This is a genomic window from Streptomyces liangshanensis, from assembly GCF_011694815.1.
Classification (GTDB): Bacteria; Actinomycetota; Actinomycetes; order Streptomycetales; family Streptomycetaceae; genus Streptomyces; species Streptomyces liangshanensis.
The window spans coordinates 3,423,830-3,437,941 of the sequence record NZ_CP050177.1 but is presented as its reverse complement, the minus strand read 5'-3'; the positions used below and the strand labels follow the sequence as shown (position 1 = coordinate 3,437,941).

Genomic DNA, 14,112 nt, shown 5'->3' with positions numbered 1-14,112 from the left:
CGGCCGGGGGAGCGCACCGGGGCCGTCCGCGCGCCCGGCGGCCTCACCGCACCGCCGTCCCGTCCTCCCGTACCTGCATCTGCGGACGGCCGGTGACGAGCAGCCAGGCCGGGAGCAGCGCCACGCACAGCAGCGGCAGCAGGTTCGGGTCGGCCGCCAGCACCGCCGCCGTGAAGAGGCTGAGCCAGCCCTGCCGGGTGACGGCGAGCAGCATCCCGAGCACCGCGCAGACCACCCCGACCGTGGGGTCCACGCCCGGGACCAGGGCGTGCGCGCAGAGCCCGAGCGCCACCCCCGCGAAGAGCGCGGGGAAGATCCGGCCGCCCCGGAAGCCGCAGGTGGCCGCGACGAGTACCGCCGCCAGTTTCACCACCGACATCAGCGCGAACCGCCCGGCCGACCAGCCGTCGGGGTCGGCGGCCAGGGTCTTCACCTCGTCCAGCCCCTTGAAGAGCGTCAGAGGGCCGCCCAGGGCCCCCAGAAGGCCCAGCAGCAGCCCGCCGAGGGTCAGCGCCAGGACGGGGCGCCCCAGGCGCCGGAAGGCCGTGTGGGCGTACGGGAACGCGTAGACCATCACCATGCCCAGCGCCGCGGCGACCGGCGCGATCACCAGCGCCGCCAGCGCGTCGCTCCAGTGGGTGCCCGAGTGGTCGGGCAGGTCCAGGTCGAACGTCGGACGGTCGACCAGGACGGTCATCAGCCCGCCGGCCCCCGCCGCGATCAGCGGACCGAACAGCTTGTCCCACAGCGAGCCGGGCCCGGGACGCGACGCGAGCGTCTCGGACAGGACGAGCGCGGCGGCCACCGGCGTACCGAACAGCGCCCCGATCGTCCCGGCCGCGCCCAGCGAGACCCACAGCACGGCGGGCGCCTTCGGCGCGACCCTGCGCCCGAGCCAGTACGTCAGCGCGATGTTCACCGCCGTGACGGGGTTCTCCGGGCCGAGGCTCACCCCGCCCGCCAGCGCCAGCACGGTCACGACCAGCAGCCCCGGCACCACGCCCGCCGGCAGGGGACTGTCGACCAGGGCCGTGGTCGCCGGGTCGGGTCCCGCGTGCCCGTACACCCGTCGTACGACGATGCCCACCGCGAGACCGGTCGCCGTGAGGACCACGATCATCCAGAGCGTCGAGTACCGGCCGACCCCGAGCGCGTCCGGGAGGTACTTCCACAGGACGTCCTGGAGCTGTCCCGCCAGCTCGCTCACGCCCAGCAGCACGAGGCTGGCGAGGACGCCGGTCACCAGCGAGGGGACGACCAGGGGCAGCAGCGTGCGCGCGGAGGGCGCGGGCGCCGGCGCGGTGCCGGTCGGCGGAGCGTCGGAGGCCACGCGCCCACCGTACGGGGGCGAACGCCCCGTACCGTCGCAAAGAGTGGCATGGCGGGCGGAAACAACCGGCCGGCGCGACCCAGGGGTCCGCGCGCCGTTCCCGGGGTTCTTTTGTCCCTCTCTGTCCGGGCCGTGGCCGGGGCGGATCTCATGGGGGCGGGTGGAACCAGGGAGCGGGGGTACGCGTTGATAGCTTGTGCGCGGCCGACCACGCCGATTCGACGATCGACCGACCAACGACACAGGAGTCCGGAACCCGTGACCACCCTTGCGCTCGGACCCAGCTGGCTGGACCCCGACTATCTGATCGGGACGTTCGGACTGATCGGTGTCCTCGTCATCGTGTTCGCCGAGTCCGGCCTCCTCATCGGCTTCTTCCTGCCGGGGGACTCGCTCCTCTTCACCACGGGCCTGCTGGTCACGGCGGGCACGCTCGACCACCCGCTGTGGCTCGTCTGCGCGCTGGTGGTGCTGGCGGCGATCGTCGGGGACCAGGTCGGCTATCTCTTCGGCCGCAAGGTCGGGCCCTCGCTGTTCAAGCGCCCGGACTCCAAGCTCTTCAAGCAGGAGAACGTGGAGAAGGCGCACGACTTCTTCGAGAAGTACGGCCCCAAGTCGCTGGTCCTGGCCCGTTTCGTACCGGTCGTCAGGACGTTCACGCCGATCATCGCCGGTGTGAGCCGCATGAACTACCGCTCGTTCATCACGTTCAACATCATCGGCGGCACACTCTGGGGCGCGGGCGTCACGCTGCTCGGCGCCGCGCTCGGCAAGATCGACTTCGTGCACCAGCACATCGAGCTGATCCTGATCCTGATCGTCCTCATCTCGGTGCTGCCGATCGCGATCGAGTTCCTGCGGGCCCGCTCCAAGTCCAAGAAGGAGGGCGGCTCCCCGGCCTCCCGGCCCGCCACGGACACCGCCCCGGAGACGGGCGGCCGGGGCCGCCACGCGAAGCGCTGACCGCGCGTCGTACGAGCCGGATCAGAAGCCGCGCGTCCGCTTGGCCGCGCGGCGGACGGACGCCCGCCCGGCGCCCGGCACCTTGAGGAACAGCCGGGAGATCTCGCCGCCGAGGTTCACCCCGATCGCGATCGCCAGGGCCAGCGCGGCCGCCTTCGACAGGGACGCCAGCCCGTGGTCCAGGTCGTTCTGGGCGAGGCCCAGCAGCCCGAAGTACGTGGCGGAGCCGGGCAGCAGCGGACCGATCGCCGCCGTCACGTACGGCAGCGCCGACGCGAAGCGGTAGCGCGAGAAGAGCTGCCCGAACAGCCCCACCAGCCCCGCCGCCACGGCCGTCGCCGCCACCGGCGAGATGCCCCCGGTGTGGTGCAGCGCCGCGTACACCGTCCACGCCACCCCGCCGTTGAGGGACACCATCAGCACGGTGGAACGTTCCTGCTGGAGCAGGATCGCGAAGGCGAAGCTCAGCACGACGGCCGAGACGATCTGCACCACGGGCCGCTCGGGGGTGCTCAGCGCCGCGTCCGGGTTCAGCTGCGCGTCGAGCTGCACCCCCAGGTAGAGCACGAGCAGCACACCGATGATGATCGCGACGAAGAAGTACATGACTTCCAGGAGCCGCGCCGCGGCGGTGATGTAATAGCCCGTCAGCCCGTCCTGCACCCCGGCCACCAGCGCCCGCCCCGGCAGCAGCGCGAACAGCCCACCGGTGATCACGGCCGACGGCCGGCCGTCCCAGTGGACGGCGGACCCCAGCAGCGTCAGCGCCACCCCCACCGCGGCCGGCGGCATCGCCGCCGCCACGAACTGGTAGAACTCCGGCAGCCCGCGCCCCGCCGCCAGCCACGCCAGCCGGTCCCCGAGCATCGCGCCGACGGCCGCCGCCACGAACACCACGGGACCACCGCCCACCAGCACCGACGCGGCCCCCGCCAGCAGTCCGCTCGCCAGCGTCAGCGCCCACCCCGGGTACGGGTGGCGGTTGCGCCGTATCACCGCCAGCCTGCGGTACGCCTCCTCCAGCGTGACGTCCGTGTCCTCGGCCGTGATGTCGTCCACGAGCGTGTAGACCGCCGCGAGCCGCGTGTAGTCCGTCCCCCGGCGCCGTACGGTCCGACTGGCCGTCACCGGGTCCTCCACCAGCGACGGCTGGTAGGAGATCGACAGCTGCGTGAAGGTCACCGTCGGCTCGCAGCGGGCCAGCCCGTACGCCCGGCTGACCGCGAACATGGCCGTCTCCACGTCCTCCGCGCCCTCGCCGCCCGCGAGCAGCAGCTCCCCGATGCGCAGCGTCAGGTCCAGCACCCGGGGGACGGCGGGCCCGGCGCCGTCGTGGCGCTGCACGGTGTCCGGTACGGGCCGCTCGCCGACCGGCATCCGTAGGAGGGTGCGCATCCGGTCCTGCCAGGGCGCCTCCTTCGTCAACGTGACGAGCGGGATGCCCTCCGCCGGTGTGAGCGCCTGCGACGGGAGCCCGGCCTGCGACGGCAGCCCGTACGCGGGCGGCGCGGAGGCGGCGGGCGGCGCCGTGAAGCCCGCCGGCGCGGCGAACTCCGACGTCGGGTGGTCGTCCCCGGGAACGGGCGGCCGCGCCACCCCGAACGGCGGGGTGAAGGCACTACGCGCCTCGTCCGTAAGAGGCTTGCGGTCCTCGGGACCGTCCGGCTCGACCACCACTGTCTGCTTCCCGCTCTCTAGGGCCTGTCTGCCCATTCCCGTCTGCCTCGCGACGCCATGCACGCACTCTCGCCGCACCGGGCACAGACCCGAGTACGTCCAGTACGAGGATCCGCGCCCGGCACGCCGAGAGCACGCACCTGACGCCGCGAGGCCGCCCTCCGGGCAACGACGCGAATGGTCAGACAGGCCCTAGCGCGTCGTCTGTCGCCCTGCCCCGCTGTCCCCCCTGCCCCCGTACCCGCATGCCCGCATGCCCTCGTACCCGCACGCCCCCCTGCCCCCGTGACCTCCGCACACGAACGGGCGGCACACCCCTGGAGGGGTGCGCCGCCCGTACGGCCGTACGCGGTCAGGCGATCAGTGGTGCGCGCCGCCCTTGGCCTCAAGGCGCTTGTACGAGGCCTCGATCTCGGCCTCCGCCTCGGCGCGGCCGACCCAGTCGGCGCCCTCGACGGACTTGCCCGGCTCCAGGTCCTTGTAGACCTCGAAGAAGTGCTGGATCTCCAGGCGGTCGAACTCGGAGACGTGGTGGATGTCGCGCAGGTGCTCCACCCGGGGGTCCGACGCCGGGACGCACAGCAGCTTGTCGTCGCCGCCGGCCTCGTCGGTCATCCGGAACATGCCGATCGCGCGGCACTTGATGAGGCAGCCCGGGAAGGTCGGGTCGTCCAGGATGACGAGCGCGTCCAGCGGATCGCCGTCCTCGCCCAGGGTGTTCTCGACGAAGCCGTAGTCCGCGGGGTAGCTGGTCGAGGTGAAGAGCCGACGGTCAAGTCGGATCCGACCGGTCTCGTGGTCGACCTCGTACTTGTTCCGCGAACCCTTAGGGATCTCGATGGTGACGTCGAACTCCACGGGTGCTCCTCCATGATCAACACATGCGTACGGTGACGTTGCGGCCTCACGGAGAAGCACCCCGTGCCGCGGCTGGACGGGCTGCCGTTGGCCGGGGTGCCGTGCTCGTGGCAAGGCGCAGTGATTAAGTGTCCCCCACGCAGCTGTGTGATTGCGAAAGGGGCTGGTCAGCCGTGCTTGAGCCGAAAGTGTGGCAGCTCACCGCGGGTTCTGTCGCCGTCGGACTCGTGCTCGCCGCCGGAGCCGTCGCGCTCGCCGGCCCGTGGGACTCCGGCCAGCGCGAGGCCGAGCGGAGATGGGCCGCCGCCCAGGACCGCACGGCCGCCGCCGGTCACGGCCCGGCGCCCGCGCGGGGCCCCGACCGGGGGCCCGCGCCCGCCCCCAGCGCCCCGGCGGTCCTCGCCGCGCTCAGCGGTACGGCCCCGGCCCCCGCCCGGCTCCCCGCCGGCCTCGCCGAGAAGCTCGGCAAGAAGCTCGGCCCCCTCCTGGACGACCCCGCGCTCGGCGCCGTCCGCACGGCGGACGTCGTGGACGTCGCCACCGGCAGGCGGCTGTACGGCAAGGGCCCCGACACCCCGATGGTCCCCGCCTCCACCGTGAAGATCGCCACCATGGTCGCCGCCCTCTCCGCCCTCGGCCCCGAACACCGCATCCCCACCACCGTCGTGGCCGGCCGCGACGCGCGGACGCTGACCCTCGTCGGCGGCGGCGACGCCACCCTCACCACCCGGCGGCTCGGCGCGCTCGCCGACGACACCGCCCGCGCCCTCGGCGACCGGGGCGTCGCCGAGGTCCGCCTCGGCTACGACGTCTCCCTCTACTCGGGCCCCCGCCAGCACCCCATCGGCCCCAACGACAACATCGCCCCCGTCGTCGCCCTCATGGCCGACGAGGGCCGCCTGAACGCCTCGACCAGCGGGCCCGCCCCCCGCAGCGGCGACCCGGCCGGCGACGCCACCGACGTCTTCGCCGGGCTGCTGCGCGACCGGGGCGTCCGGGTCACCGCCGTCACCGGGTCCCACCGCGCCCCCAAGGACGCGAAGCCCCTGGCCAGGACGTACTCCGCGCCCCTGTCCGCGCTGGTCGAGCGGACCCTGACCGAGAGCGACAACGACATCGCGGAGTCCCTGGCCCGGCAGACCGCGCTCGCCGAGGACGAACCGGCGAGCTTCGCCGGCGCGGGACGGGCCGTCAGGGAACAGCTCGACGAGCTCGAACTGCCCCTCGGCCACGCCCGGTTCACCGACGGCAGCGGACTGAACCGCAAGGACCTGGTCGGCGCCTCCCTGCTGACCGCGCTCCTCGCCCGGGCCGCCGACCCCGACCACCCCGAGCTGCGGCCCGTCCTGACCGGGCTGCCGGTCGCCGGATTCAGCGGCACCCTGCGCGGCCGGTACGCCGACGCCGTACCGGCCAGGGGACTCGTTCGGGCGAAGACCGGCACGCTCACCGGCGTGAACACCCTCGCGGGCACCGTCGTGGACCCCGGCGGGCGGCTCCTGGCCTTCGCCTTCATGGCCGGCGCCACCCCCGCCCCCGACACCGCCCAGGCGGCCCTGGACCGCCTCTCCGCCGCCCTCGGCCCCCGCTGACGCGGCCGGGAGGCCCCCGAAGGCGCCAAGGGGGGCCCGTCGTCCCCTGACGACTCCGCCGCCGACCACGTACGGTTGACGCATGACGAGCATCGGTGGTGCAGAGATGGTCGACTGGAACCTCGCGGTCGCGACGGCGATCCGCCTGGCGCGGCCCGGCCCGGAGGTCACGCGGGACGAGGCGCGCGAGATCGTCGCCGAGCTGCGGCGGCACGCCAAGGCCTCCGAGGAGCACGTCCGGGGGTACACCCGGATGATCCCCGAGGGGCACGAGCCCGCCGACACCCCCGTGCTGGTCGTGGACCGGGCCGGCTGGGTCCGGGCCAACGTCGCCGGATTCCGTGAGCTGCTCAAGCCCCTGTTCGAGAAGATGCAGGAGCGGCGCTCCGGCAACCCGGGATCGGCCGTCCTCGGCGCGGTCGGCGGCAAGGTGACCGGCGTCGAGCTGGGCATGCTGCTGTCGTTCATGTCGTCCCGGGTCCTCGGCCAGTACGAGACGTTCGCACCGCCCACCCGCGACCTGCCGTCGGGCGCCGACGGCGGCGGCCGGCTGCTGCTCGTCGCCCCCAACATCGTCCACGTCGAGCGCGAACTCGACGTCGACCCGCACGACTTCAGGCTCTGGGTCGCCCTCCACGAGGAGACGCACCGCACCCAGTTCACCGGCGTGCCCTGGCTCAGGGACCACCTCCAGGGCGAGATCCAGTCCTTCCTCGCCGAGACCGACGTCGACCCCACGACCGTCGTGGAACGGCTCAGGGAGGCCGCCCAGTCCCTCACGGGCAACCGTGCCGAGGGCGGGGACGACAACACGGGCACCGACGGCGGCCGCAGCATCGTCGAGCTGGTCCAGACCCCCGGCCAGCGCGAGGTCCTCGGCCGCCTCACCGCCGTGATGTCCCTGCTCGAAGGCCACGCCGACTACGTGATGGACGGCGTCGGACCGCAGGTCGTGCCGTCCGTCGCCGAGATCCGCGAGAAGTTCCAGCAGCGCAGGGCCAGCGGCGCCAGCCGGCTCGACCTCGCGCTGCGCAAGCTGCTGGGGCTCGACGCCAAGCTGCGCCAGTACCGGGACGGCGAGCGGTTCGTGCGCGCGGTGGTCGAGGAGGTCGGCATGGACGGCTTCAACCGGGTCTGGACCTCGCCGAACACCCTGCCGACCAAGGCCGAGATCGCCAAGCCCGCGGACTGGGTGGCGAGGGTGCACCGTAAGACAGATTCCTGATCGTGATCCCGCCGACGGCAGAAGTACGCCTCAGTAATCACCCGTCCGAGGGACCGTGAGCCAGGGGTAGGCGTGCCATGCTCGGGTAATGGCTCGGATCTGTCACCATCTACGCACTCTGCGTGACGGTCTCCGGCCGGTCTCCGACCGAGGCACCCCCCGAAAAACATCACGAAGGGCACCGGACATGGGTCCCCATCCTGCGGTCGCGGCGATACGCCTGGCGGTCCGCCGCGTACTCCACGACGTACTGCACGACGCCCTCATCGAGCGACCTGAGGCGTCCCGCGTCACCACCCCCCACCGCTCCTCGACGCTCGTCGCCGACGACCGCCCGCTCGTCCTCGTCGCCTGCTCCGGCGGCGCCGACTCCATGGCGCTCGCCTCGGCCCTCGCCTTCGAGGCCCCCAAACTCTCCGTCCGCGCCGGCGCCGTCACCGTCGACCACGGCCTCCAGGACGGCTCGGACCTCCGCGCCGCCGAGGTCGTGGCCCGCCTGGGCGGCATGCGGCTCGACCCCGTCGAATCCGTCGCCGTGACCGTCGGCCGCGAGGGCGGCCCCGAGGCCGCGGCCCGGGACGCGCGGTACGCCGCGCTGGACGCCGCGGCCGAGCGCCACGGCGCTGCCGCCGTCCTGCTCGGCCACACCCGCGACGACCAGGCGGAGACCGTGCTGCTGGGTCTCGCCCGCGGCTCGGGCACCCGCTCGCTCTCCGGTATGGCGGCCGTCTCGGGGGCGGCCGGCCGCTACCGCCGCCCGTTCCTCCAGGTCGACCGGCAGACCGCGCGCAAGGCCTGTCTGGTGCAGTCGATCCCCGTCTGGGACGACCCGCACAACACCGACCCGGCCTACACCCGCTCCCGGCTGCGCCACGAGGGGCTGCCCGCCCTGGAGAAGGCCCTCGGCAAGGGCGTGGTGGAGGCCCTGGCCCGTACGGCACGGCTCTCCCGCGACGACGCGGACGCCCTGGACGCCTGGGCGGCCGACGCGGAGCGCTCCGTACGGGACGCGGCGGGCCTGCTGGAGTGCGCGAAGCTGTACGCGCTGCCGCCCGCCGTCCGCCGCCGGGTGCTCCGTACGGCGGTCATCGGCGCGGGCGCCCCGGCCGGTTCGCTGTTCGCCCGGCACATCGAGGAGGTCGACCGCCTGATCACGGGCTGGCGCGGCCAGGGAGCCATCAACCTGCCCGGCCGCGTGGAGGCCAGGAGGCAGGGTGGCAGACTGGTCATCCGGCAGGGCTGAGACAACAGCATCTGTGGCGCTGGTCTCCTGGCGACGACGAAAGTGATGCGGGTGGACGACAAGGACTTGGGCACCGATCTTCAATCGGTGCTCATCACCAAGGAAGAGATCGACGGGAAGCTGGCCGAACTGGCCGGGAAGATCGACGCGGAGTACGCGGGCAAGGATCTGCTTCTCGTCGGGGTGCTCAAGGGCGCCGTGATGGTGATGGCGGACCTGGCGCGAGCTCTGTCCACCCCCGTGACGATGGACTGGATGGCCGTCTCCTCGTACGGGGCGGGCACGCAGTCCTCCGGTGTCGTCAGGATCCTCAAGGACCTGGACACGGACATCAAGGGCAAGCACGTCCTGATCGTGGAGGACATCATCGACTCGGGGCTGACCCTGTCGTGGCTGCTGTCCAACCTGGGCTCCCGGGAGCCGGCCTCGCTGGAGGTCGTCACCCTGCTCCGTAAGCCGGATGCCGCAAAGGTCGCGATCGACGTGAAGTGGATCGGGTTCGACATTCCGAATGAGTTCGTCGTCGGATACGGCCTGGATTACAACGAGAAGTACCGCAACATGCCATTTGTCGGCACACTCGCACCGCACGTGTACGGCGGCTGAACCGTTCGGCTCCGGACGGGAACCCCCGCCCCCCTCCCGCCGTTGGAGCAGGGGAAGGCCGGTTTGTCAGCCGTCCCGTGCGGTCGCGGGTGACAATGCTGGGGTACCGTCCGAAGAACAGTCTTTTCTCACAGCGTCATTTACCTACGGGCAGGAGGGACGGAGCGTTCTCGCTCCGTATGGATGGACGTGAAGCGATACTTCCGTGGGCCGGTCATGTGGATCGTGCTGGCCGTCCTCGCCGTGGTCGTGTTGATGCAGGTCGTCGGCTCGTCGGGCGGCTATAAGACAGTGGACACCGGCCAGGTGATCCAGGCGATCAACAAGAACCAGGTCCAGCAGGTCAAACTGACGACCGGCGACGATCAGATCATCAAGGCCGAGCTCAAGTCCGGCGTGAAGATCAAGGACAGCAGCAAGATCCAGGCGAGTTACATCGGCAGCCAGGGCTCGACCCTGGCCAAGACGCTTCAGTCGAAGTTCGACAACGGCGACATCAAGAAGGGCTACACGGTCTCGCCGTCGAAGCAGAGCCCGTTCCTCTCGGTGCTGTTCTCGCTGCTGCCCTTCGTGCTGATCGTCGTGGTCTTCCTGTTCCTGATGAATTCCATGCAGGGCGGCGGCTCCCGAGTCATGCAGTTCGGGAAGTCCAAGGCCAAGCTCATCACCAAGGACACCCCGAAGACGACGTTCGCCGACGTGGCGGGGTCCGACGAGGCCGTCGAGGAGCTCCACGAGATCAAGGAGTTCCTCCAGGAGCCGGCGAAGTTCCAGGCCGTCGGCGCCAAGATCCCGAAGGGCGTCCTGCTGTACGGGCCGCCCGGTACGGGCAAGACGCTGCTCGCCCGCGCGGTCGCGGGGGAGGCCGGGGTCCCGTTCTACTCGATCTCCGGCTCGGACTTCGTCGAGATGTTCGTCGGCGTCGGCGCGTCCCGCGTGCGTGACCTCTTCGAGCAGGCCAAGGCGAACGCCCCGGCGATCGTCTTCGTCGACGAGATCGACGCCGTCGGCCGGCACCGCGGTGCGGGTCTCGGCGGTGGCCACGACGAGCGCGAGCAGACGCTGAACCAGCTGCTCGTGGAGATGGACGGCTTCGACGTGAAGGGCGGCGTGATCCTGATCGCCGCCACGAACCGGCCGGACATCCTCGACCCGGCGCTGCTGCGCCCGGGCCGCTTCGACCGGCAGATCGCCGTCGACCGCCCCGACATGCTGGGCCGTCTGGAGATCCTCAAGGTCCACCAGAAGGGCAAGCCGGTCGCCCCGGACGTCGACCTGGGCGCGGTCGCCCGTCGTACGCCCGGCTTCACCGGCGCCGACCTGGCGAACGTGCTGAACGAAGCGGCGCTCCTCACGGCGCGCGGCGACAAGAAGCTCGTGGACAACCACGCTCTGGACGAGGCGATCGACCGAGTGGTGGCGGGCCCGCAGAAGCGGACCCGGATCATGTCCGAGAAGGAGAAGAAGATCACCGCGTACCACGAGGGCGGACACGCCCTGGTCGCCGCGGCGTCTCCGAACTCCGACCCGGTGCACAAGATCACCATCCTGTCCCGCGGCCGGGCCCTGGGTTACACCATGGTCCTGCCCGACGAGGACAAGTACTCCACCACGCGCAACGAGATGCTCGACCAGCTCGCGTACATGATGGGCGGACGCGCGGCCGAGGAACTGGTCTTCCACGACCCGACCACGGGCGCCGCCAACGACATCGAGAAGGCCTCGGCCACCGCCAGGGCCATGGTGACCCAGTACGGCATGACCGAGCGGCTCGGCGCCATCAAGTTCGGCGGCGACAACACCGAGCCCTTCCTCGGCCGTGAGATGGGCCACCAGCGCGACTACTCGGAAGAGGTCGCGGCGCTGGTCGACGAAGAGGTCAAGAAGCTCATCGAGACCGCGCACAACGAGGCCTGGGAGATCCTGGTCGAGAACCGCGACGTTCTCGACAACCTGGTCCTCGCGCTCCTGGAGAAGGAGACGCTGAACAAGGAGCAGATCGCCGAGATCTTCTCCACCATCGTTCGGCGCCCCGCCCGCCCGGCGTGGACCGGCTCCTCGCGTCGTACGCCTTCGACGCGTCCGCCGGTGCTCTCACCGAAGGAGCTGGCGCTCACCAACGGCGCCCTCGGGACGAACGGGTCGAACGGCGGCCTGCCGTCCGTCACCAACGGTGACACGCCGACCGAAGCGATCCCCGAGGACCGCCCGGAGAGCTGATCAAGGGCCGCCACCAGGCCCGGAATGCATGCCGCGTCCCCCAGGTTTTAGCCTGTGGGGGCGCGGCATTCGTCTGCCCGCCCACAGGACGGCACAGGAACGAGGCACAGACATGACCGACCCGGTGACTCTGGACGGGGAGAGCCCGATCCGCGCGTTCGACGAGAAGCGGGTGGAGAACGCGGTGCGGGAGCTGCTGTCCGCCATCGGCGAGGACCCCGACCGCGACGGTCTGCGGGCGACCCCGGAGCGGGTGGCCCGTGCCTACAAGGAGATATACGCGGGTCTGTGGCAGACGCCCGAGGACGTCCTGACCACCACGTTCGACCTGGGGCACGACGAGATGGTCCTCGTGAAGGACATCGAGGTCATGAGCTCCTGCGAGCACCACCTCGTCCCGTTCGTGGGGGTGGCCCACGTCGGGTACATCCCGTCGGCGGACGGGAAGATCACCGGACTGTCGAAGCTGGCCCGGCTGGTGGACGTCTTCGCCCGCCGCCCGCAGGTCCAGGAGCGGCTGACGACCCAGATCGCCGACTCGCTGATGGACATCCTCGAACCCCGCGGCGTGATCGTCGTGGTCGAGTGCGAGCACATGTGCATGACCATGCGCGGGGTACGGAAGCCGGGCGCCAAGACGATCACGTCTGCGGTCCGCGGCCAGATGCGCGTGCCGGCCACCCGCGCCGAGGCGATGAGCCTGATCATGGCGCGCTGAACGAACGGCCGACGGCCCGCGGTGACGGGGCCGGGGGTAGGCGGGGCGGGCGTACGGGTCAGGCGCGTGTCGCGGTCGGGTGGTCGTCGTCGTGGTCCTCGGGGAGCTTGCAGACGCGCTCCAGGAAGAAGGCCGCGAGGATCACCGCGATGCCCGCGACCACGGCGAAGCCCGAGTAGATCGCCTGGTCGCGGCGGGCGGGGATGTCGAGCTTCGTCAGCAGGAAGACGCCCACCCCGCCGTACATCCCCGCGACCAGGGCCACGACGAGCGCGCTCGCCTGGCCGAAGACCAGGGCGCGGGCGGCCATCAGCGGGTCGACGCCCTTGGCCCCCGGCCGCCGCTCCCGCTGGGCCCGCAGCCGCGAGCGCAGCGACAGCGCGGTGGCCGCGAGGACGACGGCGATCACCGCGAGCACGATGGGCGCCGCGAGCGGCACCCCCGGCAGGCTGCCGACGGCGTCCCAGAGGCGGGCGGCGCCCCAGGAGAGCACACCGGCCACCACGAAGAGGCCGGCGAGCACCTTGATCCGCAACTGCTGCACCGAGAGAGCCGCCCTTCGCCTTGCCGTCCTGTGCCGTACCGGGGAAATCCGCTGGGCCCGAGAGTCCCCGTACCGGGGAATCCGTATCGGGGAATCCGTTGAGCCTAACGACTAATCCGGCAGGCGGAGTTCCAGGTCGGCGCGGGGCTGGACGCCGTCCGTCCCGACATAGGCCAGCAGGTCGGCCACGGCCCCGAGGCCGGGCACCGTGGCCTCCGGCTCCACGTCGTGCCACGGGGCGAGGACGAAGGCCCGCTGGTGGGCGCGGGGGTGGGGCAGGGTGAGCAGCGGGTCGTCCTGGACGACGTCCGCGTACGCCAGGATGTCGACGTCGATCGTCCGGGGGCCCCAGCGCTCCAGCCGTACCCGGTCGAAGGCCTCCTCGATCGCCTGGCCGCGCTCCAGCAAGGACGAGGGCGGCAAGGTGGTCTTCACCACCACGACCGCGTTCAGGTACGTCGGCTGGGAGCCGGCGTCGACGCCCCACGGCTCGGTCTCGTACACCGGGGAGACGGCCTTGACGCGCAGGCCCGGGGTGTCCTCCAGGGCGTCGACGGCCCCCTGGAGCGTCTCCAGCCGGTTGCCCAGGTTGGAGCCGAGGGCCACCACGGCCCGTTGCGGGTTGGACAGGGTGACGTCGGCGGCGTCGACCTGGGCGACGACGGAGGCGGGCACCGGCTGGACGGTCGGGTCGCTCTGGGGCCCGTTCACGGAGGGGGCGCTCATACTCGGCTCCGGGTGATGGTGATGGTCACATCGTCGAAGGGCACGGTGATCGGCGCGTCGGGCTTGTGCACGACCACCTCGACCTCCTGGACGCCGTCGTGCTTCAGGCAGCGCTGGGCGATGCGCTCCGCGAGTGTCTCGATCAGGTCGACCGGGTCCCCCTGGACGACCTCCACGATCTCCTCGGCCACGATTCCGTAGTGCACGGTCTTGGTGAGGTCGTCGGCCGCCGCCGCGGGGCGCGTGTCCAGGCCGAGCACCACGTCCACGACGAAGGTCTGCCCCTCCTCGCGCTCCCTGGGGAAGACGCCATGGTGCCCACGGGCCTTGAGGCCGCGCAGCGCGACACGATCCACGCGAATCACTCCTGCTGTTGTCGGTCGTCGGGGCGTCCCGGCGCGGGTCGGCGG

General features: G+C 71.8%; 13 protein-coding genes. 7 read left to right on the top strand and 6 right to left on the bottom strand.

The features are described 5' to 3' along the window. Window positions 1-43: 43 nt before the first annotated feature. Complete coding sequence (locus HA039_RS14795; protein WP_167029286.1) at window positions 44-1,330, bottom strand: ion channel protein; 1,287 nt, start codon at window positions 1,328-1,330, stop codon at window positions 44-46. A gap of 258 nt (window positions 1,331-1,588) precedes the next feature. Here HA039_RS14795 and HA039_RS14790 point away from each other — a divergent pair, with 258 nt between their 5' ends. Further along, window positions 1,589-2,293 (top strand): DedA family protein, encoded by a 705-nt coding sequence (locus HA039_RS14790; RefSeq protein WP_208298614.1) that lies wholly within the window; start codon window positions 1,589-1,591, stop codon window positions 2,291-2,293. A gap of 21 nt (window positions 2,294-2,314) precedes the next feature. Here the strand turns inward: HA039_RS14790 and HA039_RS14785 are convergent, their stop codons facing one another. Beyond that, the gene (locus HA039_RS14785) at window positions 2,315-3,970 is read right to left on the bottom strand and encodes a threonine/serine exporter family protein (RefSeq protein WP_167036803.1); all 1,656 of its coding nucleotides are present in this window, start codon (window positions 3,968-3,970) and stop codon (window positions 2,315-2,317) included. A gap of 360 nt (window positions 3,971-4,330) precedes the next feature. Continuing rightward, window positions 4,331-4,828: an inorganic diphosphatase gene (locus tag HA039_RS14780; RefSeq protein WP_167029280.1), complete on the bottom strand. Its 498-nt coding sequence runs from the start codon at window positions 4,826-4,828 to the stop codon at window positions 4,331-4,333. Window positions 4,829-5,001: 173 nt separating this feature from the next. Here HA039_RS14780 and dacB point away from each other — a divergent pair, with 173 nt between their 5' ends. The 6 genes from dacB (at window position 5,002) to folE (ending at window position 12,432) form a co-directional block, all read left to right on the top strand. Beyond that, entirely contained in the window at window positions 5,002-6,420 is a 1,419-nt protein-coding gene (dacB, locus tag HA039_RS14775) for a D-alanyl-D-alanine carboxypeptidase/D-alanyl-D-alanine endopeptidase (protein ID WP_167029277.1), read from the top strand. An 82-nt stretch (window positions 6,421-6,502) separates the two neighbouring features. After that, window positions 6,503-7,645, top strand: coding sequence for a zinc-dependent metalloprotease (locus tag HA039_RS14770; protein ID WP_167029274.1), 1,143 nt, complete (start codon window positions 6,503-6,505; stop codon window positions 7,643-7,645). A gap of 187 nt (window positions 7,646-7,832) precedes the next feature. Next, the gene (tilS, locus tag HA039_RS14765) at window positions 7,833-8,888 is read left to right on the top strand and encodes a tRNA lysidine(34) synthetase TilS (protein ID WP_167029271.1); all 1,056 of its coding nucleotides are present in this window, start codon (window positions 7,833-7,835) and stop codon (window positions 8,886-8,888) included. A 45-nt stretch (window positions 8,889-8,933) separates the two neighbouring features. Beyond that, the gene (hpt, locus tag HA039_RS14760) at window positions 8,934-9,494 is read left to right on the top strand and encodes a hypoxanthine phosphoribosyltransferase (RefSeq protein WP_167029268.1); all 561 of its coding nucleotides are present in this window, start codon (window positions 8,934-8,936) and stop codon (window positions 9,492-9,494) included. 183 nt (window positions 9,495-9,677) lie between these two features. Next, the gene (gene ftsH / locus HA039_RS14755; protein ID WP_167029265.1) at window positions 9,678-11,714 is read left to right on the top strand and encodes an ATP-dependent zinc metalloprotease FtsH; all 2,037 of its coding nucleotides are present in this window, start codon (window positions 9,678-9,680) and stop codon (window positions 11,712-11,714) included. A 112-nt stretch (window positions 11,715-11,826) separates the two neighbouring features. Continuing rightward, entirely contained in the window at window positions 11,827-12,432 is a 606-nt protein-coding gene (folE, locus tag HA039_RS14750; protein WP_167029262.1) for a GTP cyclohydrolase I FolE, read from the top strand. A gap of 58 nt (window positions 12,433-12,490) precedes the next feature. Here folE and HA039_RS14745 read toward each other — a convergent pair whose 3' ends face one another. The 3 genes from HA039_RS14745 to folB form a co-directional block, all read right to left on the bottom strand. Continuing rightward, a complete protein-coding gene (locus tag HA039_RS14745; protein WP_167029259.1) occupies window positions 12,491-12,976 on the bottom strand; it encodes a DUF3180 domain-containing protein in 486 nt (161 codons plus the stop codon). A gap of 111 nt (window positions 12,977-13,087) precedes the next feature. After that, complete coding sequence (gene folK, locus HA039_RS14740) at window positions 13,088-13,702, bottom strand: 2-amino-4-hydroxy-6-hydroxymethyldihydropteridine diphosphokinase (RefSeq protein ID WP_167029256.1); 615 nt, start codon at window positions 13,700-13,702, stop codon at window positions 13,088-13,090. Continuing rightward, a complete protein-coding gene (gene folB / locus HA039_RS14735; protein ID WP_167029253.1) occupies window positions 13,699-14,058 on the bottom strand; it encodes a dihydroneopterin aldolase in 360 nt (119 codons plus the stop codon). Before folB ends, folK begins: the two co-directional genes overlap by 4 nt. Window positions 14,059-14,112 lie beyond the last annotated feature (54 nt).